General features: G+C 71.3%; 23 protein-coding genes. 14 read left to right on the top strand and 9 right to left on the bottom strand.

Translation table 11 applies throughout. The annotated features are described in order from the left end of the window. Positions 1 to 189 precede the first annotated feature (189 nt). A complete protein-coding gene (locus Aiant_RS15305) occupies positions 190 to 375 on the top strand; it encodes a DNA-binding protein (protein WP_185046227.1) in 186 nt (61 codons plus the stop codon). 239 nt (positions 376 to 614) lie between these two features. Here Aiant_RS15305 and dprA read toward each other — a convergent pair whose 3' ends face one another. From dprA to Aiant_RS15290, 3 genes are read right to left on the bottom strand one after another with little or no spacing between them, the layout of a single operon-like run. Continuing rightward, complete coding sequence (gene dprA, locus Aiant_RS15300; protein ID WP_189328860.1) at positions 615 to 1,790, bottom strand: DNA-processing protein DprA; 1,176 nt, start codon at positions 1,788 to 1,790, stop codon at positions 615 to 617. Between the two features lie 58 nt (positions 1,791 to 1,848). Next, complete coding sequence (locus Aiant_RS15295) at positions 1,849 to 3,414, bottom strand: YifB family Mg chelatase-like AAA ATPase (RefSeq protein ID WP_189328861.1); 1,566 nt, start codon at positions 3,412 to 3,414, stop codon at positions 1,849 to 1,851. Further along, positions 3,414 to 3,773 (bottom strand): YraN family protein, encoded by a 360-nt coding sequence (locus Aiant_RS15290; RefSeq protein ID WP_189328862.1) that lies wholly within the window; start codon positions 3,771 to 3,773, stop codon positions 3,414 to 3,416. Before Aiant_RS15290 ends, Aiant_RS15295 begins: the two co-directional genes overlap by 1 nt. A gap of 371 nt (positions 3,774 to 4,144) precedes the next feature. On the opposite strand from Aiant_RS15290, the gene rpsB reads away from it, so the two are divergent. From rpsB to Aiant_RS15255, 7 genes are all read left to right on the top strand, one after another. Next, positions 4,145 to 5,029: a 30S ribosomal protein S2 gene (gene rpsB / locus Aiant_RS15285; protein WP_189328863.1), complete on the top strand. Its 885-nt coding sequence runs from the start codon at positions 4,145 to 4,147 to the stop codon at positions 5,027 to 5,029. 76 nt (positions 5,030 to 5,105) lie between these two features. Beyond that, entirely contained in the window at positions 5,106 to 5,936 is an 831-nt protein-coding gene (tsf, locus tag Aiant_RS15280; protein WP_189328864.1) for a translation elongation factor Ts, read from the top strand. A gap of 108 nt (positions 5,937 to 6,044) precedes the next feature. Beyond that, on the top strand, positions 6,045 to 6,797 hold the full coding sequence (gene pyrH / locus Aiant_RS15275) for a UMP kinase (RefSeq protein ID WP_189328981.1): 753 nt from the start codon (positions 6,045 to 6,047) through the stop codon (positions 6,795 to 6,797). 57 nt (positions 6,798 to 6,854) lie between these two features. Then, positions 6,855 to 7,412: a ribosome recycling factor gene (gene frr / locus Aiant_RS15270; protein ID WP_189328865.1), complete on the top strand. Its 558-nt coding sequence runs from the start codon at positions 6,855 to 6,857 to the stop codon at positions 7,410 to 7,412. After that, positions 7,412 to 8,401 carry a phosphatidate cytidylyltransferase gene (locus Aiant_RS15265; RefSeq protein ID WP_189328866.1) on the top strand — a complete coding sequence of 330 codons (990 nt, stop codon included), beginning with the start codon at positions 7,412 to 7,414 and terminating at the stop codon, positions 8,399 to 8,401. Before frr ends, Aiant_RS15265 begins: the two co-directional genes overlap by 1 nt. A gap of 43 nt (positions 8,402 to 8,444) precedes the next feature. Continuing rightward, a complete protein-coding gene (rlmN, locus tag Aiant_RS15260) occupies positions 8,445 to 9,635 on the top strand; it encodes a dual-specificity RNA methyltransferase RlmN (protein WP_189328867.1) in 1,191 nt (396 codons plus the stop codon). A 37-nt stretch (positions 9,636 to 9,672) separates the two neighbouring features. Beyond that, the gene (locus Aiant_RS15255) at positions 9,673 to 10,896 is read left to right on the top strand and encodes a DivIVA domain-containing protein (protein ID WP_189328868.1); all 1,224 of its coding nucleotides are present in this window, start codon (positions 9,673 to 9,675) and stop codon (positions 10,894 to 10,896) included. A 58-nt stretch (positions 10,897 to 10,954) separates the two neighbouring features. Here Aiant_RS15255 and Aiant_RS15250 read toward each other — a convergent pair whose 3' ends face one another. Then, positions 10,955 to 11,188, bottom strand: coding sequence for a DUF2631 domain-containing protein (locus Aiant_RS15250; protein ID WP_189328869.1), 234 nt, complete (start codon positions 11,186 to 11,188; stop codon positions 10,955 to 10,957). A gap of 128 nt (positions 11,189 to 11,316) precedes the next feature. On the opposite strand from Aiant_RS15250, the gene Aiant_RS15245 reads away from it, so the two are divergent. Continuing rightward, positions 11,317 to 12,882, top strand: a complete 1,566-nt coding sequence (locus Aiant_RS15245) for a Rieske 2Fe-2S domain-containing protein (protein ID WP_189328870.1) — start codon at positions 11,317 to 11,319, stop codon at positions 12,880 to 12,882. A 167-nt stretch (positions 12,883 to 13,049) separates the two neighbouring features. On the opposite strand, the gene Aiant_RS15240 is transcribed toward Aiant_RS15245, so the two are convergent. After that, positions 13,050 to 14,621 carry a phytoene desaturase family protein gene (locus Aiant_RS15240; protein ID WP_189328871.1) on the bottom strand — a complete coding sequence of 524 codons (1,572 nt, stop codon included), beginning with the start codon at positions 14,619 to 14,621 and terminating at the stop codon, positions 13,050 to 13,052. Further along, positions 14,618 to 15,367: a YhjD/YihY/BrkB family envelope integrity protein gene (locus Aiant_RS15235; RefSeq protein ID WP_425322696.1), complete on the bottom strand. Its 750-nt coding sequence runs from the start codon at positions 15,365 to 15,367 to the stop codon at positions 14,618 to 14,620. The genes Aiant_RS15240 and Aiant_RS15235 overlap by 4 nt, the downstream gene beginning before the upstream one ends. Positions 15,368 to 15,525: 158 nt before the next feature. Between Aiant_RS15235 and Aiant_RS15230 the strand changes: the two genes are divergently transcribed. From Aiant_RS15230 to ispG, 4 genes are read left to right on the top strand one after another with little or no spacing between them, the layout of a single operon-like run. Beyond that, the gene (locus Aiant_RS15230; RefSeq protein ID WP_189328872.1) at positions 15,526 to 16,014 is read left to right on the top strand and encodes a YcxB family protein; all 489 of its coding nucleotides are present in this window, start codon (positions 15,526 to 15,528) and stop codon (positions 16,012 to 16,014) included. A 29-nt stretch (positions 16,015 to 16,043) separates the two neighbouring features. Then, on the top strand, positions 16,044 to 17,252 hold the full coding sequence (gene dxr / locus Aiant_RS15225; protein WP_189328873.1) for a 1-deoxy-D-xylulose-5-phosphate reductoisomerase: 1,209 nt from the start codon (positions 16,044 to 16,046) through the stop codon (positions 17,250 to 17,252). Further along, the gene (locus tag Aiant_RS15220; RefSeq protein ID WP_189328874.1) at positions 17,252 to 18,538 is read left to right on the top strand and encodes a M50 family metallopeptidase; all 1,287 of its coding nucleotides are present in this window, start codon (positions 17,252 to 17,254) and stop codon (positions 18,536 to 18,538) included. Before dxr ends, Aiant_RS15220 begins: the two co-directional genes overlap by 1 nt. A gap of 8 nt (positions 18,539 to 18,546) precedes the next feature. After that, on the top strand, positions 18,547 to 19,719 hold the full coding sequence (ispG, locus tag Aiant_RS15215; protein ID WP_189328983.1) for a flavodoxin-dependent (E)-4-hydroxy-3-methylbut-2-enyl-diphosphate synthase: 1,173 nt from the start codon (positions 18,547 to 18,549) through the stop codon (positions 19,717 to 19,719). 192 nt (positions 19,720 to 19,911) lie between these two features. On the opposite strand, the gene Aiant_RS15210 is transcribed toward ispG, so the two are convergent. Then, complete coding sequence (locus tag Aiant_RS15210; protein ID WP_189328875.1) at positions 19,912 to 20,751, bottom strand: GNAT family N-acetyltransferase; 840 nt, start codon at positions 20,749 to 20,751, stop codon at positions 19,912 to 19,914. 123 nt (positions 20,752 to 20,874) lie between these two features. Between Aiant_RS15210 and Aiant_RS15205 the strand changes: the two genes are divergently transcribed. Beyond that, complete coding sequence (locus Aiant_RS15205; protein WP_189328876.1) at positions 20,875 to 21,480, top strand: PadR family transcriptional regulator; 606 nt, start codon at positions 20,875 to 20,877, stop codon at positions 21,478 to 21,480. A gap of 738 nt (positions 21,481 to 22,218) precedes the next feature. On the opposite strand, the gene Aiant_RS15200 is transcribed toward Aiant_RS15205, so the two are convergent. Beyond that, positions 22,219 to 22,917: an ArsR/SmtB family transcription factor gene (locus Aiant_RS15200; RefSeq protein WP_189328877.1), complete on the bottom strand. Its 699-nt coding sequence runs from the start codon at positions 22,915 to 22,917 to the stop codon at positions 22,219 to 22,221. A 610-nt stretch (positions 22,918 to 23,527) separates the two neighbouring features. Continuing rightward, a complete protein-coding gene (locus Aiant_RS15195; RefSeq protein ID WP_229829846.1) occupies positions 23,528 to 24,517 on the bottom strand; it encodes an LLM class F420-dependent oxidoreductase in 990 nt (329 codons plus the stop codon). Positions 24,518 to 24,561: the final 44 nt, after the last annotated feature.

Raw genomic sequence — 24,561 nt, 5'->3', positions numbered from 1 at the left:
CGGCGCCACAGGGTCCGCCAGTCGCGGCGATGACCAGGGGAGTAGGGGACTTCTCCGGTAGTCTTACGACATCTAGTCATGGTGAGGGAGCCTACGTGATGCAGGACTAGATGTCGTTCGAAAAGTTGCCCACTGCCTAATAGTCTCGCGCCTACGGTCGATCACGTGGGAGTGAAGCCGATCCGCCTCATGGGCGCACACGAGATCCGCATCCGCCTGGGTGGCGTGAGCCGCCAGCGGGCGTACCAGATCACCAGTCGCGCGGACTTTCCGAAGCCGATCGCCGACCTTGCGCAGGGCAAGGTGTGGCTGACCGAGGACGTCGAGGCGTGGATGAAGGTCCATCGCCGTGACCTGGATGAATCCGAGGACTGATCTTCTCTGCCCGGTCCGGGGCGGCGTTCGGTCGCCGGCCCCGGACCGGGCCTTCCCGCCGGCCTGCGGGAAACCGGTGCCGGCCAGGCGGGCGTGACAGTGAATTTCCGCAGTCGCGCGGTGGATTCCGTGGTGTGAGCAGGTGCCCGCCACGATGCGCCTCCACAGGGGACGATCAGGATCTGTGATCGGCGACACAGGCTGAGTGCCGATCTCCGTCACTCGTTCGAGTGACGGAACTAGCTTCGCCACCGGACCAGCCGGATCCCGGACTCGGTGCGGATCACCAGGCCGGCCGCCTCGAGCAGGGACAGCCGGCGCAGGACCGTACGCAAATCCAGCCTTGCCTCCGCCGCCAGGTCCTCCGGGGTCGCCGTCCCGCCCCGGGGAAACGCCTCCAGGATCAGCGCCGACTCCTCGTCCAGCCGGTCCCGGACCCGTTCCCGCCCGCGTGGCGGCGGCTCCAGGTACTCCCCGATCCGCCCCACCTCCTCCAGCACGTCGGCCGCCGAGGTGACCAGCCGGGCGGCCGGGTGATTCCGCAGCAACCCGTGACAACCGACCGACATCGCCGAGGTCACCGGCCCGGGCACGACCATCGCCGGCCGGTTCAGGGCGAGCACCCGGCTCATCGTCTGGGTCGCCCCGCTGCGCGCGGCCGCCTCCACCACGACGGTCCCGGCGGTGGCCGCCGCGATCACCCGGTTCCGGATCAGGAAGCGGTGCCGCAGCGGCTCCGCGCCCGGCGGCCACTCGCTGATCAGCAGGCCTCGCTCGACGATCCGGTCGAACATCGCCGCGTTGCCGAGCGGGTACGGCCGCTCCACCCCACAGGCCAGCACCGCCACGGTCACGCCGTCCGCGGCGAGCGTCCCGCGATGGGCCGCCGCGTCGATCCCGAACGCACCGCCGGACACCACCGTCCAGCCTCGCTCGGCCAGCCCGGAAGCGAGACCCATGGTCACGTGCTCGCCGTACTCGGTCGCCGCCCGCGCCCCGACCATCGCCACCGACCGGTCCAGCGTCGCGCCGAGCGGCAGGTCCCCGCGGACCCAGAAGCAGAGCGGTGGCCGGGTGTCCTGGTTGATCCGGCCGCCGGAGTCCAGCTCCAGCGTGGCCAGGGTCTCCACCCGGACCGGCCACTCCGGGTCGGCCGGCACCACCAGGCGGGCGCCGATCCGGGCGGCCTGCCGCAACCCGAGCTCCGCGACCTGCCGGGCGTCACCGGCCCTGGACCGGGCCGCGACCGCACTGCGCAGGGAGCCGTCCGGGATGTCGCCGGCGAGCAGGCGATCCAGCACGGCCGGCGCCCCGGCCTGCTGCACCAGTGTCCAGACCACCCGATGTCCGGGCTCGACCAGCCAGGTGAGGGCGGCCCGGGCGACCCGGTCGGCGTGACTCCCCGGCCCGCTCACCGCCGCCTCCCGAGACCCGGCGACGCGGAGAGGAGCGTGGGCGCCGCAGGAGGGTGCTTCACCGCGGCCTCCCCGTCACTGACGTGGTGCGGACGGCGGCCGACGGGCCCAGCATCCCGGTCCGGAGCTGCAACGCCTCCGCCACGTCCGCCTCACCCGGCCGGTCCCGGCCGTCGAGGTCCGCGATCGTCCAGGCCAGCCGCAACACCCGGTCGAATCCCCGTGCCGACACCGTCCCCAGGTCCAGCGCGTCCCGCAACACCGCGGTGTCCCGGCCCGGCAACATCCACGGCGGCCGCCGCAACTGCGGCCCCGGCACCTCGGCGTTCACCTGCCACCCACCGGTCGCCCACCGCCCGGCCGCCGCGGCCCGGGCCCGGACCACCCGTTTCGCCACCACCGACGACGGCTCGGCCGGTGTCCCGGTGGCGACGAGTTGCGCGGCCCGCATCGGCAGCAGGTCGACCCGGATGTCGATCCGGTCCAGCAGCGGCCCGGACAGCCGGCCCAGGTAACGCCGTCGCGTCAGCGGGCTGCACGTGCAGCTCTGGTCGCCCGCGGTGGACGCGCACGGGCACGGATTCGCCGCCAGCACCAGCTGGACCCGCGCCGGATACTCCGTGGTGCCCCGGGTCCGGGCGATCACCACCCGCCCGCTCTCCAGCGGCTGCCGCAACGCTTGCAGCGTCACCCGCGGGATCTCCGGCGCCTCGTCCAGGAACAGCACGCCCCGGTGCGCCAGGCTGAGCGCGCCGGGCCGGGCCAGCCCGCTCCCGCCGCCGATCAGCGCGGCGGTGCTGGACGTGTGGTGCGGCGCCTGGAACGGCGGCCGCCGGATCAGCCCGCTGTCCGGCGGGAGCAGGCCGGCGATCGACTGCAACGCGGTCACCTCCAGCGCCGCCTCGTCGCCGAGCTCGGGCAGGATCGACGGGAGGCGCTCGGCGAGCATCGTCTTGCCGGCCCCGGGCGGGCCGAGCAGGGCCAGGTGGTGCCCGCCCGCGGCGGCGATCTCCAGGGCGTACCGGCCGAACTGCTGGCCGGCGACGTCGGCCAGATCCGGGCCGGAACGGACCGCGGGCGGCGCCTCGGGCAGCGGGTCGAGCAGGTGGCCGGCGCCCCGGACGAAGTCGACCAGGCGGCGCAGCGAGTCGACGGCGCGCACCGTGACGCCGGGCACCACGCTCGCCTCCCGGGCGTTGGCCAGCGGGACGATCACCCGGCTGACCCCGGCCCGGGCGGCGGCGGCCACCATCGGGAGCACGCCGCGCACCGGCCGGACCGCGCCGTCCAGGCCCAGCTCGCCGAGCAGCACCACGCCCTCCAGCGGGGCGGCGGGCAGCTCACCGGCCCCGGTGAGCAGCGACGCCGCGATCGCCAGGTCAAAACTGCTGCCGTGTTTCGGCAGGGCGGCGGGCAGCAGGTTCACCGTGATCCGCCGGTTCGGCCAGTCGCAGCCGCTGTTCACCACGGCGGCCCGGACCCGATCCCGGGCCTCGTGCAGCGCGGTGTCGGGCAGGCCGGTCAGCACCACGGCCGGCAGGCCGGCGGAGAGGTCGGTCTCGACCTCGACGAGGCGGCCGGCCACCCCGACCAGGCCGACGCAGAGCACACGGGCGTAGCTCATCAGAACGCCGCCCGGAGGTGCACGACCTTGCTGGCCCCGCGCTGCTGCGGCAGGACCTCCACCACGTCGAACCGGATCTGTGTGGCGTGCGTCCCGGACTCGGCCAGCCAGCGAGCGGCGAGCTGCCGCAGCTTGCGCACCTTGCGCCCGTCGACCGCGCCGGCCGGTGGCCCGAAGGTCGCCGTCCGCCGCGTCTTCACCTCACAGAACACGACGGTGTCGCCGTCCCGCAGGATCAGGTCGACCTCGCCGTCGGCGCATCGCCAGTTGCGGGCCAGGACCTCCAGCCCGCGTTCCTCCAGATGCCGGGCGGCGATCCGCTCGCCGTACGCCCCGACCGCCCGTCGCTGAGTCGTCATGCCGCCGGACCGTGGCAGGGTCCGCCGCTCACCGCGGCGCGCCCTGTGGACGGCGTGTGTTTGTGGATATCCGAAGCGTGGCCGGCGCGGCGTGATATGTGCCCGCCATGGTGGAAAAGGCCGGATCCCACAGCCCGGTCAAAGGCCCGTCAGCCGGGGAAAACCGATTGGCGTATGCTGGTCCCTGGCGACCGCCCAGCGCGGTCGACCTCGCGTGCCCTCCATCGGTTCGTCCGCGTCAGCGACGACCGGCGGCGACAGCCCTCCCTGGTCCCGATGATCTTTCGGGTCACCACTGCGGCCGTCGACCGGGCGCCAGGACGCTCACCGCCGGTGGGCGTGTCAACCAGGGAAGATCAGGGAGCACCACCATGGCCGTCGTGACCATGCGTCAGCTGCTGGAGAGCGGTGTCCACTTCGGGCACCAGACCCGTCGCTGGAACCCGAAGATGAAGCGCTTCATCTTCACCGAGCGCAACGGCATCTACATCATCGACCTGCGCCAGACCCTCGACTACATCGAGAAGGCGTACAGCTTCGTGCGGGACACCGTCGCCGAGGGTGGCCACATCCTCTTCGTCGGCACCAAGAAGCAGGCCCAGGAGGCCATCGCCGAGCAGGCGACGCGGGTCGGCCAGCCGTATGTGAACCACCGTTGGCTCGGCGGCATGCTGACCAACTTCCAGACCGTGTACAAGCGCCTTCAGCGGATGAAGGAGCTCGAGGCCCTGGGTGACCTGAGCGGCACCGCCGCCGGTTACACCAAGAAGGAGACCCTCCAGCTCTCCCGCGAGAAGGAGAAGCTCACCAAGACCCTCGGTGGTCTGCGTGACATGACCAAGGTCCCCTCGGCGATCTGGGTCGTGGACACCAAGAAGGAGCACATCGCGGTCGACGAGGCGCGGAAGCTCAACATCCCGGTCATCGCGGTGCTGGACACCAACTGTGACCCGGACGAGGTCGACTTCCCGATCCCGGGCAACGACGACGCGATCCGCTCCGCCGAGCTGCTCACCAAGGTGGTCGCCAGCGCCGTCGCCGAGGGCCTGATCGCCCGCTCCGGCCGTGGCCGCGGTGGCGCCGACGAGAAGCCCGAGGCCGGCACCGTCGCCGCCGGCGAGCCGCTGCCCGAGTGGGAGCGGGACCTGTACGAGGGCGCCGAGAAGAAGACCGACGAGGCCGCCCCGGCCGCCGCCGCTGCCCCGGCCGCTGCTGCCCCGGCCGCCGCCGAGCCGGCCGCCGTCCCCGCCGAGTAAGTCAACCGACACGCTTCCGGCCGCCGTCACGAAAAGGGCGGCGGCCGCTTTCCCGACTGACATCGAGAGAAGAGTCATGGCTAACTACACCGCCGCGGACGTCAAGAAGCTCCGCGACCTCACCGGTGCCGGCATGATGGACTGCAAGAAGGCGCTCGAGGAGTCCGAGGGCGACTTCGACAAGGCCGTCGAGTTCCTGCGCATCAAGGGCGCGAAGGACGTCGGCAAGCGGGCGAGCCGCACCGCCGCCAACGGCATCGTCAGCCACTCCGGCAAGGCTCTGCTCGAGCTGAACTGTGAGACCGACTTCGTCGCGAAGACCCCGGACTTCGTCGAGCTGGGCCAGCGCCTGGTCTCGTTCGGCGAGCAGAACGGCCTGGCCGACGCCGCCGCGCTGCTGGCCGCGACGATCGAGGACGGCAAGACCGTCGCCGACCTGGTGCAGGACTACGCCGCCAAGATCGGTGAGAAGATCGTCCTGAACCGCTTCACGATCCTCGACGGCACCGTCGCGGTCTACCTGCACCGCAAGGCGCAGGACCTGCCGCCGCAGGTCGGCGTCCTGGTGCAGTACACCGGCAAGGACGACGAGGCGGCCGACTCGGACGCCCGGGGCATCGGCATGCAGATCACCGCGATGCGGCCGAAGTACCTGACCCGCGAGGAGGTTCCGGCCGAGGTCGTCGAGTCCGAGCGCCGGATCGCCGAGCAGACCGCTCGCGAGGAGGGCAAGCCGGAGCAGGCGATCTCCAAGATCGTCGAGGGCCGGGTCAACTCCTTCTTCAAGGACTTCGTCCTGCTGGAGCAGGCGTCGGTCATCGACAACAAGAAGACCGTCAAGCAGATCGCCACCGAGGCCGGCATCGAGCTCACCAAGTTCGTCCGGTACGAGGTCGGCCAGGAGTAAGGCTCCACACAGCAATGGCACGGGAGGTCGGGTACGCGATTGAGCGTCCGGCCTCCCGGTCGCATAAGGTCTCTTGCAGATAGCGAAGGAAAGGCGGGTCTCATGACGATGGTGACCGAGCAGTCCGCCACGGTCGACGAGAACCCGCCGGCCATGCGGCCGCGCCGGGTCGTGCTGAAGTTGTCCGGTGAGGTGTTCGGCGGCGGCGCGGTCGGCGTCGACCCGGACGTGGTGCAGGCGCTGGCCAAGCAGATCGCCACGGTGAACCGGCGGGGCATCCAGGTCGCCGTCGTGGTCGGTGGCGGCAACTTCTTCCGCGGCGCCGAGCTCCAGAAACGCGGCATGGACCGGAACCGCGCGGACTACATGGGCATGCTCGGCACGGTGATGAACTGCCTGGCCCTCCAGGACTTCCTGGAGAAGGAGGGCATCGAGACCCGGGTGCAGACGGCCATCCACATGGCCCAGGTCGCCGAGCCGTACATTCCGTTGCGGGCGATCCGGCACCTGGAGAAAGGCCGCGTCGTGATCTTCGGCGCCGGCGCCGGCATGCCGTACTTCTCCACCGACACGGTGACCGCCCAGCGCGCGCTGGAGATCCACGCCGACATGGTGCTGATGAGCAAGAACGGCGTCGACGGCGTCTACACCGCCGACCCGCGGGTCGACCCGCAGGCGCGCAAGCTGGAGAACATCACCTTCCAGGAGATCCTCCAGCGCGGGCTGCGGGTGGCCGACCAGGCCGCGTTCAGCCTCTGCGAGGAGAACAAGCTGCCGATGCTGGTCTTCGGCGCGGACGGCGACGACACCATCGTGCGCGCGTGCGCGGGCGAGAAGATCGGCACGTTGATCACCGCCTGAGCTCGCGCTCGCAGGACAAGCCACATTCCGCACCACTGAAGAGAGCGAGGAGAGCCGGTGATCGAGGAAATCCTTTTCGAGGCCGAAGAGAAGATGGACAGCGCGGTCGAGCACGCCAAGGAGGAGTTCGCCGCGATCCGGACCGGGCGGGCCACCCCGGCGATGTTCTCCAAGATCGTGGTGGACTACTACGGTGCGCCCACCCCGGTGACCCAGATGGCCTCCGTCGGCATCCCGGAGCCGCGCATGGTCATCGTCAAGCCGTACGACAACACCCAGCTCGGCCCGATCGAGCGCGCCATCCGTGACTCGGACCTCGGGGTCAACCCGAACAACGAGGGCACCCAGCTGCGCATCCACCTTCCGCAGATGACCGAGGAACGCCGCCGCGAGATGATCAAGGTGGCGCGGGGCAAGGCGGAGGAGAGCCGGGTGGCGATGCGCAACGTGCGCCGCAAGGCCAAGGAGCAGATCGACAAGCTGGTCAAGGACGGCGAGACCGGCGAAGATGAGGGCCGTCGCGCGGAGAAGGAGCTCGACGACACCACGCACCGCTACGTCTCGATCATCGACGAGCTGGTGAAACACAAGGAAGCCGAGTTGCTCGAAGTCTGATGTCCTACCTCGATCCGCGTGCCGGGCAGAGCCCCGGCCACGACACCGCAGCCGCCCCGGCGTACCAGAATCCCGCCTGGCACGCGGACGAGCAGGAACCCGACAAGATGACCGAGGAACCGCAGGCCAAGCGCGGCCCGGGCAAGCGCCGCGCCGGTCGCGGGGACAACAAGGGCAAGAGCCGGGCCGGCCGTAACCTGCCCGCCGCCATCGCGGTCGGGCTGAGCCTGGGCCTGGTCGTGCTGGCCTCGCTGCTGATCTGGCCGCCCGCCCTGCTGGGCGTGGTGGTGGTCGCGGCCGCGGTCGGGGTCTGGGAGACCGCCCGCGCGGTCGCGGTGACCGGCGCCAAGCCGCCGCTGATCCCGCTGATCGCCGGCACCGCGCTGATGACCGGCCTCGCGTGGTACGAGGGGACCGACGCGCTCACCGTCGGCCTGGCCGTCACGATCGGCGCCGCGGCCCTGTGGCGGCTCGCCGACGGGTTCCAGGCGTTGCGCCGCGACTTCACCGCGATCACCCTGATCGCGATCTACGTGCCGTTCCTGCTGAGCTTCGCCGCCATGCTGGTGGCGCCGGAGGACGACGGCACCTGGCGGGTGCTGGCCACCGTGGTCGCCGTGGTGCTCTCCGACACCGGTGGTTACGCGGCCGGCGTCTTCCTCGGCAAGCACCCGATGGCGCCGAGGATCAGTCCGAAGAAGTCCTGGGAGGGCTTCGCCGGTTCGATCACCGCGTCGGCGATCGGCAGCGGCGCCCTGCTGTACTTCCTGATGGACGTGCCGGTCCACTACGGCTTGATGTTCGGCGCGGTGATCTCGATCGTCGCGGTCCTCGGCGACCTGGCCGAGTCGATGCTCAAGCGCGACCTCGGCATCAAGGACATGAGCAACCTGCTACCCGGCCATGGCGGACTGATGGATCGGCTGGACTCCATCCTCTTCGCGGTCCCCACCGCCTACCTGCTTTTCGCGATCATCGCGCCGAACTAGCCATGGGTGACCTAGCCGAAGCGCGTGGGAGACTGGATATGCCATGACGATTCTTCCGGTCATCCCGATCAGTCCCGACCAGCCAGATGCGCTCGAGTCCGGCCCGGTGGTCACCCGCCGCCGTCCCAGCATGCCGCCCCGCCACCTCGCCGACCTCGACCTCGCCGCCCGCAAGGCCGCGGTGACCGGGCTCGGTGAGCCGGCCTTCCGGGCCAAGCAGCTCTCCACCCACTACTTCGGCCGGCTCGTGCGCGACGCCGCGGAGATGACCGACCTGCCGTCGGGCACTCGCGACAAGCTGACCACCGAGCTGCTGCCCACGCTGCTGACCCCGGTCCGCGAGCAGGCCTGCGACGACGGCGCCACCCGCAAGACGCTGTGGCGGCTGCACGACGGCGCGCTGGTCGAGAGCGTCCTGATGGGCTACCCCGATCGGGTGACGGCGTGCGTGTCCAGCCAGGCCGGCTGTGGCATGGCGTGCCCGTTCTGCGCGACCGGCCAGCAGGGCCTGACCCGCAACCTGTCGGTCGCCGAGATCGTCGACCAGGTGGTCTATCTGGCCGGGGTGGCCGCCTCGGGCGCGGTCACCGGTTCGCCGCCCCGGTTGTCCCGGGTGGTCTTCATGGGGATGGGCGAGCCGCTGGCCAACTATCCCCGGGTGATCGAGGCCGTCCGGCGCCTGACCACCCCCGCTCCGGAGGGCCTGGGCCTTTCACAACGGCACATCACGGTGTCCACGGTGGGTTTGGTGCCCGCAATGCGCCGGTTGATAGCCGAACAGCTCTCGGTGACTCTTGCGTTGTCACTGCATGCCCCCGATGATGATCTGCGCGACGAGCTTGTGCCCGTCAACCAGCGTTGGAAGGTGGCCGAGGTGCTCGATGCCGCGTTCGACTACGCGGCGCAGACCGGTCGTCGGGTCTCCATCGAATACGCCCTGATCAGGGACGTAAACGATCAGCCCTGGCGTGCCGACCTGCTTGGCCGCCTACTGCACGGCAAGCTGGCCCATGTGAATCTCATCCCGCTCAACCCGACACCGGGCAGCAAGTGGGATGCCAGCCCGAAACCGGTCGAGCGGGAGTTCGTCCGGCGTTTGCGGGAGTCCGGCGTGTCGACCACGGTGCGCGACACCCGGGGCCGGGAGATCGACGGCGCCTGCGGGCAGCTGGCCGCGGGGGAGTTGACGCAGACAAGCGCAGGCGTCGCAGCCGACGCGGAGGTGGCACAGTGACTGGGCGCAGGTCCCAGCGAGCGGAGTGGGAGACGTTGTGACGAGTCAGGGACAGCGTTTCCGGCGGCGCGCACTGCGCCGGGGCTACAAGGTCGACGAGGTCGACGCCTTCCTGGACCGGGTCGAGGCGACCCTGGCCGGTGAGCAGGTCGGCCCGCCGGTCGGTGCGCAGGAGGTGCACGACGTCGTCTTCCGCGTGCGGTTCGGCGGTTACGACGAGTGGCAGGTGGACCTGCACCTCGACCGGGTCGAGCGGCAGCTCGCCGAGTTCGAGGAGCGCGGCGGCCGCCCGGTCGACCCGATGCGTGACTCGATGCGGGGTGGCCTGACCGCCGATCGCTCCGGCGCCATCGACCGTGGCTCGATCGAGCGCTCCGGCCCGCCGGCGCTCTCCGGCGGCCCGGGTGGCCCCGGCATGTCCCGCAACGGGATGGCCGGCGCCGGCATGGGCGGCGGCCAGCAGTTCGGCGGTCCGCAGCAGCCCCAGCAGTACGGCCAGGGTCAGCAGCAGTTCGGCGGCCCGCAGCAACAGCAGCAGTTCGGCGGCCCGCCGATGAGCAACCCGGGCATGGCGCAGACCGAGCGGATCCCCGCCCCGATCCGCGACGACCGCATGTTGCCGCCGCAGGCCCCGCAGATGCCGCAGCGCCCGCAGCAGCCGGACCCGTATTCCGGCCGTTACGACGAGCCCACCTACGGCGGCCAGCAGCCGCAGCAGCCGCAGCTCCCGCAGCGCAACGCGCCGCAGGGTTACGACCAGGGCGGCTACGACGAGCCCACCTCGTTCGGCGGCTTCGAGCCGGGCCGGCACGGCCGGTCGGACATGACCGCCGAGATCCGGATGCCCGAGCGGGACCCGTACGGTGGGCCGCCGATGCCCAGCCCGATGCAGCAGCCGCCGGCCGGCATGCCGGGTTCGCCGATGGGCCCGCCCGGAGGCGGGTACGGCCAGCCCCAGCCGCCCCAGCAGTCCCACCTCGGCCCGCCGCTGGGCGAGCCGGGCGGCGAGCTGTACCGGGTGGACCAGTTGCGCCGCACGTTCCAGCCGCGCCGGTTCGGCAGTGGTTACGACCCGATGCAGGTGGACCGGCTCTTCGAGGGCATCCTCCAGGCGATGACCGGCCGCGGCCCGATGCCGGTGAACGAGAACGACCTCGACATGCTCCAGTTCGGCCTGGTGCCGAACGGCTACTTCGAGGCCGAGGTCGACGCCGCCCTGCGCGAGGTCAAGGACATCCTGCTGCGCGGCGGACGCCGCTAGAAGCGCACAAAGAAGGAGGGCCCGCGCCAGGCGGGCCCTCCTTCGTCATGTCAGGAGATCACTCGTTCGGCCGCAGGCCGGCCTTGCGCAGGACGGCGTCGCCGATCACGGCGGCGATCAGCAGGACCGCGATCACGACGAGCCACACCTTCTCGGTGTTGCCCTCCTGGTTGCCCCAGAAAAACATCAGCAGGACCACGGCCGAGATGATCGCCCCACGCTGGGCCCGACGACGGTTGGTCGGCTTCAGCTGGTCGGGGGCGTAGACCTCGTCATGTTCTTCCGCGGACACGTCGGTCCTCCTCGTCGATGCTCTGTGATTCGGTCCTCAGTGTGTCACGGGGTCGACGGGCGGAACCCGGCAACCCGGCTGTACTTTCGATGCGGTCACCAAGCAGTCGCCAGCAGAGGAGCGTTCAAGTGCGGATCACGGGCACCGGCCATGCGAGCATGCGGATCGACACGGCCGCGGGCAGCATTCTGTGCGATCCGTGGGTGAATCCGGCCTACTTCGCCTCATGGTTCCCGTTCCCGGACAACTCGCAGCTGGACTGGGAGACCCTCGGCGACGTCGACTACCTGTACGTCTCGCATCTGCACCGGGACCACTTCGACGCGGCGCACCTGAAGCGCTTCATCAGCAAGAAGGCCACCGTCCTGCTGCCGGAGTACCCGACCAGCCAGCTCGAGGACGAGCTGCGCGACCTGGGCTTCACCAGCTTCCTGCGGACGAAGTCGGACGAGGTGCACGAGCTCGACGGCGGCCTCAAGATCATGATCCAGGCGCTGATCAGCCCGACCGACGGCCCGATCGGCGACTCGTCGCTCTGGGTGGAGTACGACGGCATCCGGGTGCTGAACCAGAACGACGCCCGCCCGTCCGACCTGACCCGGTTCAACGAGCTGGGCCACGTGCACGCGCACATGCTCCAGTTCTCCGGCGCGATCTGGTACCCGATGGTCTACGAGCTGCCCGACTCGGCGAAAACCGCGTTCGGCAAGCAGAAGCGCGAGCGGCAGTTCGACCGCACCTGGCGCTACATCGACGACCTGAAGGCGGACTTCGTCTTCCCGATCGCCGGCCCGCCGTGCTTTCTCGACGACACCCTGTGGCAGTTCAACGACATCCACGGTGACGAGGGGAACATCTTCCCCGACCAGTCGGTCTTCCTGACGGAGTATGCGAAGGTCGGCGGCACCAACGCGGTCGTCCAGCTGCCGGGCAGCGTGACGACCCTCACCGACGGCGGCACGAGGCAGACCACCGAGCACCCGATGCCGGTCGACGAGTTCTTCGCCAACAAGGCCGCCCACCTGGAGGAGATGCGGGTCCGCAAGGCCCCGATCATCGCCGCGGAGAAGGCGTCCTGGCGGCACCCGGAGATCGACGTGCTCGGCGAGCTGAAGAAGCGGATCGAGCCGCTGCTCGAAGAGTCGCTCTACATGGCGAACGGCGTCGGCGGCCCGGTCCGCTTCGACCTGACCGACTCGTTCGGCCCGGACGGCGAGGTCGTCGAGTCGATCGTGGTCGACTTCCCCGGCAAGCAGGTCCGCCCCTACGCCGACGAGAAGGTGCGGTACCGGTTCAAGACCGGCCGCGCGCTGATCGAGCACCTGATCCACATCGACGAGGGCGACTGGGTCAACTCGCTCTTCCTCTCCTGCCGCTTCTCCGCGGCCCGGATCGGGCAGTACAACGAGTTCGTCTACGCCTTCTTCAAGTGCCTCTCCGAGGAGCGCCTGCAATATGCGGAGGGTTGGTACGACGAGCACGAGAAGGCGGTCGACGCCGAGGACACGCAGTTCGGCGACTGGACCGTGCAGCGCCGCTGCCCGCACCTCAAGGCCGACCTGTCCCGCTTCGGCATCGTCGAGGGCAACGTCCTGACCTGCCAGCTGCACGGCTGGAAGTTCGACCTGCCCAGCGGCCGCTGCCTGACCGGCGTCGGCCACAAGATCAGGGCACACAAGACCGAAAAACCATAAATCCGCTTTGGGTACGCCCTGAGCACGCTCGCCGCTGTGACCGGCCGGGCGGCGACCGGCCAACCCGTGACGCGCGCAGCGGCCCGGCGCCGGAGACGACCTCGCGGGGTCGTCACGGTGCCGGGCCGCTGCGGTTGTCGGGTGCCCAGGTCGTACCGGAAAAGGGTTTAGGTGTTGAGGTCCTTGAGGATGCGGACCGCGACGTTGTGGCCCGCCGCACCGATGACGCTGCCCGCCGGATGGGTGCCCGCGGAGCCGGCGTAAAGGCCGTCGACGCCGGTGAAATACGGCATCCGCTGGTCGAAGGCGACCGTGTTGTCGACGTGGTGGATGTGGCCGCCGGTGATCCCGAAGTGCTCCTCGATCCCCGGCGGGGTCAGCGGGAAGACGTCGGCGACCAGGCCGGACGTGCCCGGCGCGTAGCGGTCGCAGATCGCCAGCAGACGCTCGACATAACCCGGGAGCTCCGCCTCCCAGGACGAGCCGGCCGGCTGGAACGGCACCGACTGCACGAACAGCGCGGACGAGTGGTGCCCGGCCGCGTCCCGCAGCGACGGGTCGACCGTGGTGTGCAGGTACCACTCGATGGTCGGCTCGTCGGGCAGCACCCCGGCCTGCACGTCCGCCCACATGCTGCGCAGCGCGGCCATCGGCGACTCGCCGGCGCCGGGCAGCAGGTGGATCGTCGAGCCGAACGGCGACGGCGCGCCGGCCGGCAGACAGCTGAACCGGGGCAGGTCACGCAGCGCGAGGTTGACCTTGAGGGTGGTGCCCTGACGCTTCACCCTCGCCATCCGGGTGGTCAGCTCGCTGGGCAGCGCGCCGGCCGGGACCAGCGACATCAGCCGGTAGGGATCGCAGCTGCCGAGCACCACCCGGGCGCCGATCGACCGGCCGTCGGCCAGCACCACGCCGCTCGCCGCGCCACCGTCGAGCGTCACCGAGGTGACCTCGGCATCGGTGTAGAACCGGGCGCCGGCGGCCCGCGCCGCGTCCGCGAAGGTGCGCGAGACGGTGCCCATCCCGCCCTCGGCGATCATCCAGGTGCCGTCCGCGCCGGGCAGCCGGCACATGTTGTGCACCAGGAAGTTGTGGCCGGTGCCCGGGTCGTCGGGCCCGGCGGTCAGCCCGGACAGGCCGTCGGTCACCGCATACATGCTGGTCAGCAGCTCGCTCTTGAAGCCGAACCGGGCCAGGTAGTCGACCACCGAGCCGCGCACCAGGTCGAGGAAGGTGCTCTGCAACTGCGGGCGGATGTGCCGGTCGGCGATCGCCTCGACCGAGGCGGGCTCCTCCAGCCAGGCCGGGGCCAGATCGGCGCGGATGGCGCCGATCTCCACCGCGAGCGCCTCGTCGGCGGCCGCGTCGCGCGCCGAGAAGAACGTCTCCAGCTGCTGCCGGGTGGCCTCGCGGTCACGGCCGAACAGCAGGTAGGGCGAGCCGGCCGGGCCGGGGGTCGGCAGGAAGTAGTGCGGGTCGCGGCGCAGCACCGGGATGTCCACGTCGAGCGTGCGCAGCAGCTCCGGTGGCATCAGGCCGAGCAGGTAGGAGCCGGTGGACTGGCCGAGGCCGGGAACCTTGGGGAAGGGGCGCTCGGTGCGGGTCGCGCCACCGAGCTGCCCGGCCGCCTCGAGCACGACGACGTCGAGCCCGGCGCGGGCCAGCAGGATCGCGGAGACCAGGCCGTTGTGACCGGCTCCGATGATCACCACGTCGGCGCGGTCGGGAAGGGGGGTCATGTGGACCGACGGTACCTCGCGTTTCCGCCGATCGACCTCGCCGATTCGTCCGTTAAATGCGGCTTGACGGCGTGTGTTGCCGCGAACCCGACGAGCACGATGGTGTGGAACAGGTAGAGCCACAGGCCGATCGCGACCACCCCGCCGATCGCGTCGAATCCGCCGAACGGTGCGCCCAGGTCCAGCGGCAGGGAACAGAACAGCACGAAACCGTGCAGAAAGCCGGAGAGGTTGGCCGCGGTGAACGAGCCGATCAGGACCGTGGGCAGCCACGGCGGGCGACCCGGCGCGACGTAGCGGAAGACCCAGATCACCACCGGTGTGAGCACCAGCCAGGCGGCCAGGAACGACAGGACCACCCCGAGCACCGACCACCAGCCGCCGCGGAGCCACAGGGCGCTGGTCGTCGGCAGAGCCAGGAGCAGCGCGAGCAGCAGCGCCGGGGTGGCGGCCAGCAGCGGCAGCCAGAGCAGCCGGCCGCGCCAGCCGACCAGCGACTCACCGGAGGTCTGGTAGATCGAGACGAACGCCCGGCGCAGCCCCTCGCCGTACAGCGTGGCCGGGAGCAGGCTGGCCAGCGCCAGCAGCGGGGTGAGGTGCAGGCCGGCGTCGATCAGCGCGGCCAGCGCGCGGGGTGCGCCGATCTCGTCCGGGAGCGCGTCGATGGTCCGGCCGGTCAGCCGGCGGACCCGGTCGGTGCCGGCCAGCAGGCCGGTCAGCCAGATTCCCAGCAGCGCGATCGGCACCACCGCGATGCCGCTGTAGAACGTCACCGCTGCGGCGTGCAGCGCGAGATCGCGCCCCCGCAACGGTCGCGACACTGCCGCGGCCACCCGCCGCACCCAGATCAGCACCGCTCCCAGATACCCCGTCGCGTCCCCGGGCTCACTAAGATCACGCGTCCATGAGCACCGATACGTCGTTCGCCTTCTCGGCCGGGCCGGACCAGCAGGCGCTGCGCACCGCGTTCCAGCACTTCCTCCGGCCGACGTTCACGCTCCTGAGGGGCGGTGGCCTGGCGATGCTGCTGGTCGGACTGGCTCTGGTGCTGCTCTGGGACCAGTACGTGGCGGGGCTGCTGGTCCTGATGCTCGGTCTGGGATTCGCGGTCGTCGTGCCGTCCCGCACGCTGCGGCGAGTGATGCAGCGGTCCGCCGCGCTGTCCGGCCGCGGGGCGTCCTATCGGGTTGACGAGCAGGGCATCTTCGCCGCGAACGACCTGGTCGAGGCGTTGTACCGGTGGCCGGCGCTGACCCGGGTCGACGAGTTGCCCGGGATGCTGCTGGTCGCGATCGGCGAGAGCGGCTTCGTCTCGATGCGGACCGGTGACCTCGATCCGCAGACCCGGGCGGCGCTGACCGAGTTCGTCCGGGCCCGGGTCGGCCGGGCCTGACTGCCGTCCCGCCGGGGCGGTCCGGGAAGATGGGCGGCATGCGAGACCTCGTCCTGCTCGGCTCCACCGGATCCATCGGCACCCAGGCCATCGACATCGTGCGGCGCAACCCGGACCGCTTCCGGGTGGTCGCCATCGGCGCCGGCGGGGGCAACGTGGCGCTGCTCGCCGCCCAGGCGCTGGAGCTCGGCGTCGAGGCGGTCGGGGTCGCGGCGGCCTCCGTCGTCCAGGATCTGCAACTGGCTTTCTACGCCGAGGCGCAGAAGCGGGGCTGGTCGTCCGGCGACTTCAAGCTGCCCAAGATCGTGGCCGGGCCGGACGCGATGACCGAGCTGGCCCGCTGGCCCTGTGACGTGGTCCTCAACGGCGTGGTCGGCAGCCTCGGCCTGGCGCCCACCCTGGCCGCGCTGGAGTCCGGCCGGACCCTCGCCCTGGCCAACAAGGAGTCGCTGGTCGCCGGCGGCCCGCTGGTCCGGCGGATCGCCGAACGGGGGCAGATCGTCCCGGTCGACTCGGAGCACTCCGCGCTGGCCCAGTGCCTGCGCGGCGGGCGGGCCGGCGAGGTGCGCCGGCTGGTGCTGACCGCCAGCGGCGGCGCGTTCCGGGACCGCCGCCGGGCCGAGTTGACGAACGTCACTCCGGAGGAGGCGCTCAAGCACCCGACCTGGGACATGGGTCCGGTCGTCACGATCAACTCGGCGACCATGGTGAACAAGGCGCTCGAGGTGATCGAGGCGCACGAGCTGTTCGCGGTGCCGTACGACGACATCGAGGTGATGGTGCACCCGCAGTCGGTGCTGCACTCACTGGTCGAGTTCACCGACGGCTCCACGCTGGCCCAGGCCAGCCCGCCGGACATGCGGCTGCCGATCGCCCTGGCCCTGGCCTGGCCGGACCGGGTGCCGGCGGCGGCCGCCGCGGTCGACTGGACGCTGGCGCATAACTGGGAGCTGCGCCCGCTGGACACCGAGGCGTTCCCGGCCGTCGAGCTGGCCAAGGAGGCGGGCCGGACGGGCCGCTGCCGCCCGGCGATCTTCAACGCCGCGAACGAGGAGTGTGTGGCCGCGTTCGTCGCCGGTCGGCTACCGTTTCTGGGCATCGTCGACACCCTCGAGCGCGTGCTCGCGGCCGCCCCCGATTTCGCCGAGCCGGGTACCGTCGATGACGTGCTGGCCGCGGAGACCTGGGCGCGCGCCCAAGCGCAGCAAACGATCGCGACTGTGGCTGAAGGAGCCTGATGGCGTTCTGGCTTGGTACGGCGGCTTTCGCGCTGACCATCCTGATCTCGGTGAGCCTGCACGAGCTGGGTCACATGATCACTGGCAAGTGCTTCGGCATGAAGGTGACGAAGTACTTCGTCGGCTTCGGCCCGACGATCTTCTCGTTCCGCAGGGGCGAGACGGAGTACGGGTTGAAGGCCATCCCGCTCGGCGGCTTCTGCAAGATCGTCGGGATGACGCCGCAGGACGACGACGTGGCGCCGGAGGACCAGCACCGCGCGATGTGGCGGTTCCCGGTCTGGAAGCGGACGATCGTGATGTCGGCCGGCTCGATCACCCACTTCATGCTGGCCCTGGCCGGCGCCTGGGTGATGGCCGTCTCGGTCGGCCTGCCGAACACGGACATCCCGGCCGACGACGCGGCGAGGGCGAAAGCGCCGGCGTTCATCTCGGTCGGCGACTGCCTGCCGATGCAGTCGGTGATCAAGACGCTGGACGAGGCGGGGCAGAAGGCCGCGAGCGAGAAGTGCGAGCCCGGTGTCAACGGCGCCGTCGTGCCGCCCGCCAAGCAGGCCGGCCTCCAGGACCTGGACCGGATCACCAAGGTCGGCGACACCCCGGTCGCGACGTACGGTGACCTCACCCGGGCGATCCGGGCGGCCAAGGGCGAGACGGTCTTCGAGTTCCAGCGGGACGGCCAGACCAAGACCGCGAAGGTCACCCTGATCACCGACGAGCGTGCCCCGCTGGACAACCCGGACGGCACCCCGGCGCCAGTCTCGGTCGCCGGCCTCGGCTGGAACACCGACCAGCCCTACGTGAAGCACTACACCGCGATCACCGCGTTCCAGGGCGCCGGCGACTTCTCCTGGTACATGGTGGAGAACTCGTTCAAGGCGATGGCCCGCATCCCGCAGAAGATCCCGGCGCTGTGGAACTCGATCACCGGTGACGAGCGCGACCCGGACACCCCGATCAGCGTGATCGGCGCGAGCCGGCTCGGCGGCGAGGCGATCGAGAAGGGCGTGCCGGAGATCTTCTGGCAGATCTTCATCTCGCTGAACATCTTCATCGGATTGTTCAACCTGCTGCCGCTGCTGCCGTTGGATGGTGGGCACATCGCGATCGCCTGGTTCGAGCGCGCCCGTTCCTGGCTCTACCAGCGGTTCCGCCGTCCCGACCCGGGGCGTGTCGACTACTACAAGTTGATGCCGCTCACCTACGCGGTCATCCTGATCGGTGGTGCGTTCACCCTGCTGACCGCCACGGCCGACATCATCAACCCGATTACGATCTTCAAGTGAGTGAGTCGATGACCGCGATCAGTCTCGGAATGCCGGCTGTCCCCCCGCCGCCGCTGGCCCCGCGCCGCCAGAGCCGGCAGATCAACGTCGGCGGGGTGCTGGTCGGTGGCGGCGCCCCGGTCAGCGTCCAGTCGATGACCACCACGCTCACCTCGGACGTCAACGCGACGCTGCAGCAGATCGCCGAGCTGACCGCGTCCGGCTGCCAGATCGTCCGGGTCGCCGTGCCGTCGCAGGACGACGTCGAGGCGCTCCCGGCGATCGCCAAGAAGTCGCAGATCCCGGTGATCGCCGACATCCACTTCCAGCCGAAATACGTGTTCGCCGCGATCGACGCCGGCTGCGCGGCGGTCCGGGTCAACCCGGGCAACATCCGGCAGTTCGACGACAAGGTCAAGGAGATCGCCCGGGCGGCCTCCGACGCCGGCGTCCCGATCCGGATCGGCGTCAACGCGGGCTCGCTCGACAAGCGGCTGCTGGAGAAATACGGCAAGGCCACCGCCGAGGCGCTGGTCGAGTCGGCGCTCTGGGAGTGCTCGCTCTTCGAGGAGCACGGCTTCCGGGACATCAAGATCTCGGTCAAGCACAACGACCCGGTCGTCATGATCCGGGCGTACCGGCAGCTCGCCGAGCAGTGCGACTACCCGCTGCACCTGGGTGTCACCGAGGCCGGGCCGGCGTTCCAGGGCACCATCAAGTCGGCCGTGGCGTTCGGCGCGCTGCTCGCCGAGGGCATCGGCGACACCATCCGGGTCTCGCTCTCCGCCCCGCCGGTCGAGGAGATCAAGGTCGGTCAGCAGATCCTGGAGTCGCTCGGCCTGCGCGAGCGTGGCCTGGAGATCGTCTCCTGCCCGTCCTGCGGCCGTGCCCAGGTGGACGTCTACACGCTGGCCGAGCAGGTGACCGCGGCGCTCGACGGGTTCCCGGTGCCGCTGCGGGTGGCCGTGATGGGCTGCGTGGTGAACGGGCCCGGCGAGGCGCGCGAGGCGGACCTCGGGGTGGCGTCCGGCAACGGCAAGGGCCAGATCTTCGTGAAGGGCAAGGTCATCAAGACGGTGCCTGAGTCGATCATCGTGGAGACGCTGGTCGAGGAGGCGCTGCGTCTTGCCGACGAGATGGGGGCGGAGCTTCCGGACGAGCTGCGCGAGCTGCTCCCCGGCCCGACGGTGACCGTGCATTAGTCGTACCGAAACTGGTTTCGATGGACCGGAGGCCCGGGCCCGCGCTGCGGACCCGGGCCTCCGGCATGATCGCGGCCCGCCGCGGACTCACAGCGAACAGCGGTCCGCGACCGAGAGCGGTGCGCCGGAAATGCGGCAAGGAGCGGCCCCCGTCGCAACGCGGCGACGAGCGGCCGGCCGCAAACTCGCGGATCAGAACAGGACGGTGGCGAAGGAGCCCGCGGAGACGAAGCCGCATCGCTGGTAGACGCGCCGGGCCGGGGTGTTGTAGTCGTTCACATACAGGCTCACGGTCGGTGCGACCCGCCGCAGGGCGTCGCTCACCACGGCCGCCATCGCGCCGGTCCCGAGGCCGCGCCCGCGCCACTCCGGATGCACCCAGACGCCCTGCACCTGCGTGGTCCGGCGGGTGATGATCGCCAGCTCGGCCTTGAAGATCACCTGACCGCCGGCGAACCGCGCATACGTCCGCTTGCCCTTCACCAGCTCGGCGACCCGCCGGCGGTAGCCCCGCCCGCCGTCGTCCTGGAGCGGTGAGACCCCGACCTCCTCGGTGTACATCGCCACCGCGGCCGGGAACAGCTGATCCACCTCGCTCGGCCGGACCAGGCGCACCTCGGGGTCGGCCGGCACCAGCGGCGCCTGGTCGGTGACCAGCAACGGCTGGTTCGGCCGCACGTCACGGGCGGCGCCCCAGTGCGGCCCCAGCCGGTCCCACAGATCGAGCACCGCCTCGGCCCGCCCGATGATCGACGAGCAGATCCGCGGCTCGGCGCCGAGCAGGTCGGCGAAGGCCGCGACGGCCGGCGGGGTGGCGCCGACCGGCACCAGATGCGCGCCGGACCAGATGATCGACTCGATGCGGCGGCCCGGCTCATAGCCGTAGATCCGCCCGTCGGAACGCCACCAGTTCAACCCGTGGGCGGCGACCCGCTCGGCGATCTGAGCGCCCGCGTAGGGGTCGGCGTCCAGGATCCGCTCGACCGCCGCGCGCTCCGGCTCACCGAGCTGGCGAATGGGCACCGTCAACACAGCTACCACATTGCCAGATCCGGAGCCGCCGACACGCATGGCAACCCCACGAGTTCAGAAACCCTTGCGACCGACACGTTGCCGATATATCGTCTAGCTATCGACGACAGAACGGAGAAGATCATGAGGTTCCAACACGAGGGACACCACGGACGTCGCATGCGCGGTTTCGGCTTCCCGCCGGGATTCCCCTTCGGTGGCCCCGGCGGCCCGGGTGCCGGCGGCTTCGGCCCCGGCGGCCCGTTCGGCCCCGGTGAGTTCGGCGGTCGCGGCGGAGGCCGGCGCGGTGGCCGCGGCCGGCTCAACGTCCGGCCCGCCGTCCTGGCGCTGCTCCTGGAGCGCCCGATGCACGGCTACGAGATGATCCAGGAGCTCGACGCCCGGACCAACGGGATCTGGCGCCCGAGCCCCGGCTCGATCTACCCCACCCTCCAGCTGCTGGAGGACGAGGGCCTGATCGAGGCCACCGCCGGCGGCGGCCGCAAGAGCTACCAGCTCACCGCCGACGGCCGCCCCGAGGCCGAGGCCGCCGCGCAGAACCCGCCGTGGGCCCAGTTCGGCGACGACACCCTCAACCAGGTGCAGGACTTCCGCGACGCCGCGGTCGGCATCTTCAGCGCGCTCAAGCAGGTCGGTTTCAACGGCACGCCCGAGCAGCGGGAGAAGGCGCTCCAGGTCCTCAACGACACGAAGCGCAAGCTTTACGCGATCCTCGCCGACGCCGAGTGATCCGGTGGTCGAGGTCCGCCCGAGAGAACCGCAACCCTGGTGGTTGCGGTTCTTTCTTTTTCGGTACGACTGGCGGTCCCGTGGCAACCGGCTCGCGATGCCCGGCCCCCACCGGACCGCCACGCGGCTCGTGCGGACCCGCCGCCCCTCACGGCCCGGCCCCAGGCCAGCCGCACCCCGCCTGATAGCCCTCCATCCGCCTGTCGTCGGGTCCGTGCGGCCCAGCCGTGTGGTGCCGGCTGGCTCTGGTGGCCCTGTCCCGACTCCTGATAGGGCCGTGTGGTCCAGCCGTGTGGTGTCGGCTGGCTCTGGTGGCCCTGTCCCGGTTCCTGATAGGGCCGTGTGGTCCAGCCGTGTGGTGTCGGCTGGCTCTGGTGGCCCTGTCCCGGCTCCTGATAGGGCCGTGTGGTCCAGCCGTGTGGTGTCGGCTGGCTCTCGTGGTCCTGTCGGAGCTTCTGATAGGGCCGTGTGGTCCAGCCGTGTGGTGTCGGCTGGCTCTCGTGGTCCTATCGCGGCTCCCGATGGGGCCGTGTGGGCCAGCCGTGTGACGTCGGCTGGCTCTGGTGGTCCTATCGAGGCTCCTGATGGGGCCGTGTGGGCCAGCCGGGTGGTGTCGGCTGGCTCTGGTGGTCCTATCGGGGCCCTTGATAGGGCCGTGTGGGCCAGCCGGGTGGGGTCGGCTGGTGCTGACGCGCCCACGGCTGAGCGGTGTGGCACGGCTGAGCGGTTGGCGGTGGGTCAGTCGAGGCTGGTGAGGTTGAGGAGATCTCGCAGGGCGGCGCGGCCGGCCGGGGTCAGGCGGACCGCTCGGCCGGAGCCGATGCGGGTGATCCACTGCCGGGTGAGGAACGTCTCGCAGACCCGTGCGCCGGCCAGCCCGCCGAGGTGCGGGCGGCGTTCGGTCCAGTCGAGGCAGGCGCGGGCCAGCGGGCGCCGGCCGGCCCGGAGCTGATCGGCCGGGACGCCGAGCGGGCCGGTCAGCCAGTTCAGCCCCGAGTCGGTGACCGCGAAGCCGCTCGTCCCGTCGAGCAGGCCGGCTTCGGTCAGGGCGTCGGTGACCGCGACGCCGAGCCGGCCGGCGAGATGGTCGTAGCAGGTCCGGCCGCGGCGCAGGGCGGCGTCCGCGGTGGCCGCCCGGAGCCCGCGGGCCGGTGGCAGGCCTGGTTCCAGGCGGGCGGTGATGTCCTCCAGCAGGCCGGCGATGCCCGGGTCGGCGAGACGGACGTACCGATGCCGGCCCTGCCGCGCCTCGGTCAGCAACCCGCCGCCGATCAGCCGGTCCAGGTGCTCGGTCGCGGTCGAGCGCGCCACGCCGGCGTGCGCGGCCAGCTCACCGGCGGTCCAGGCCCGCCCGTCGAGCAGGGCCAGACACATCGCCGCCCGGGTCCGATCGGCCAGCAACGCCGCGAACGCCGCCAGCCCCGCCGCATCAGTCATGCCCCCATTGTTCGACCCGCACCGTTCGGCCCGCACCGAACCGTCCGCCGCCGGGGGTTGCCGTGCGGTGGGGCGAGGGGAGCTGCGTTGGACCGCTGGCTTGGCGATTGGTGGGGGTGACGAGGGTCGGGCGGTGCGGGATTCGCCTGCGGTTGCGATCAACGGTGGCGCCGGGCTGGCCTGCCGTTGGGGCGATGGGCGAGGGGTCGGCTCGCAGTGCACGGTGGCGGGCGGGTGGCGCTGGATCGGCCTGCCGTTGGGGCGATGGGCGAGGGGTCGGCTCGCAGTGCACGGTGGCGGGCGGGTGGCGCTGGATCGGCCTGCCGTTGGGGCGATGGGCGAGGGGTCGGCTCGCAGTGCACGGTGGCGGGCGGGTGGCGCTGGATCGGCCTGCCGTTGGGGCGATGGGCGAGGGGTCGGCCCGCAGTGCACGGTGGCGGGCGGGTGGCGCGGGGCCGGCCTGCCGTTGGGCGACGGGCGAGGGGTCGGCCCGCAGTGCACGGTGGCGGGCGGGTGGCGCCGGGCCGGCCTGCCGTTGGGCGACGGGCGAGGCGTCGGCCCCGCAGCGCACGGTGGCGGGCGGGTGGCGCCGCTGGGTGTGGGGGTGGGGCTAGCGGGAGGGGTGGCCCAGGGCGCTGATCAGGGCGGTCAGGGCCGGGAAGCCACCGCGCTCCAGCTCCGGGGTGGGTAGCAGGGCCATCACCGGGATGGTCACGCCGGCGTCCGCGTAGGCCTGGACACGCGCCCGCACCACGTCCGGCGTGCCGTGCACCACCAGGTCGTCCACCAGGGCGTCCGGGATCGCGGCCAGCGCGGCCTTGCGGTCGCCCCGCTCCCAGGCGTCCCACATCGGGGTCAGGATCTCCTCGCGGCCCAGCCAGCGGTGGAAGGCCGCGTAGGCCGGGACCGTGAGGTACGACGTGATCAGCCGGCGGCCCAGCGTCCGCGCGTAACCGGCGTCGTCGGTCGGGACCACGAAGATCCGGGTGGCGACCGCGAAGTCCGGGCCGGCCTCCTTGGTCTCGGCCAGCGCGGTGGGCACGTCCGTGGCGGCCAGCCAGTTCAGGATCACGCCGTCCGCCTCGGCGGCGGCCAGGTGCAGCATCTGCGGGCGCAGCGCGGCCAGCATCAGCTGCGGCGGGACGGCCGGCGGACGCTCCAGCCGGAACCGCTTGACCGTGAACGTGGCGAACTCCCGGTCGACCATCTCGCCGGCCAGCGCGGCGCGCAGGAACCGCAGCATGTCGCGGCTGCGGGCGAACGGTTTGACGAAGTCGGCGGCATTCCAGTCGCCGGCCACCACCGGGGAGGACGCCCCGATGCCGAACTGGAACCGGCCGGGCGCGGTCTCGGCGAGCGCGGCCGCGGTCATCGCCAGCAGGCCCGGCCCGCGCGTGTAGACCGGGGCGATCGCGGTGCCCAGCCGCAGCCGGGGCTCCCACGCGGCGGCCAGGGTGAGCGGCGTGAACGCGTCGGTCCCGGCCACCTCGGCGGTCCACGCGTCGGTGAATCCGGCATCGGCCAGCGCCGTGAAGACGGCGGCGTGCTCGGCGAGCGGAACGCCGCCGAGCGGCACGGTCATGCCCCAGCGCATCGACATGCCCCTGATCCTGCCGCCCGGACCGACGTGATGTCCACCACCTG

Source organism: Actinoplanes ianthinogenes (assembly GCF_018324205.1).
Lineage (GTDB): Bacteria > Actinomycetota > Actinomycetes > Mycobacteriales > Micromonosporaceae > Actinoplanes > Actinoplanes ianthinogenes.
Note: the sequence above shows the minus strand (reverse complement) of the source record. Positions and strands in the feature narration are given on the sequence as shown.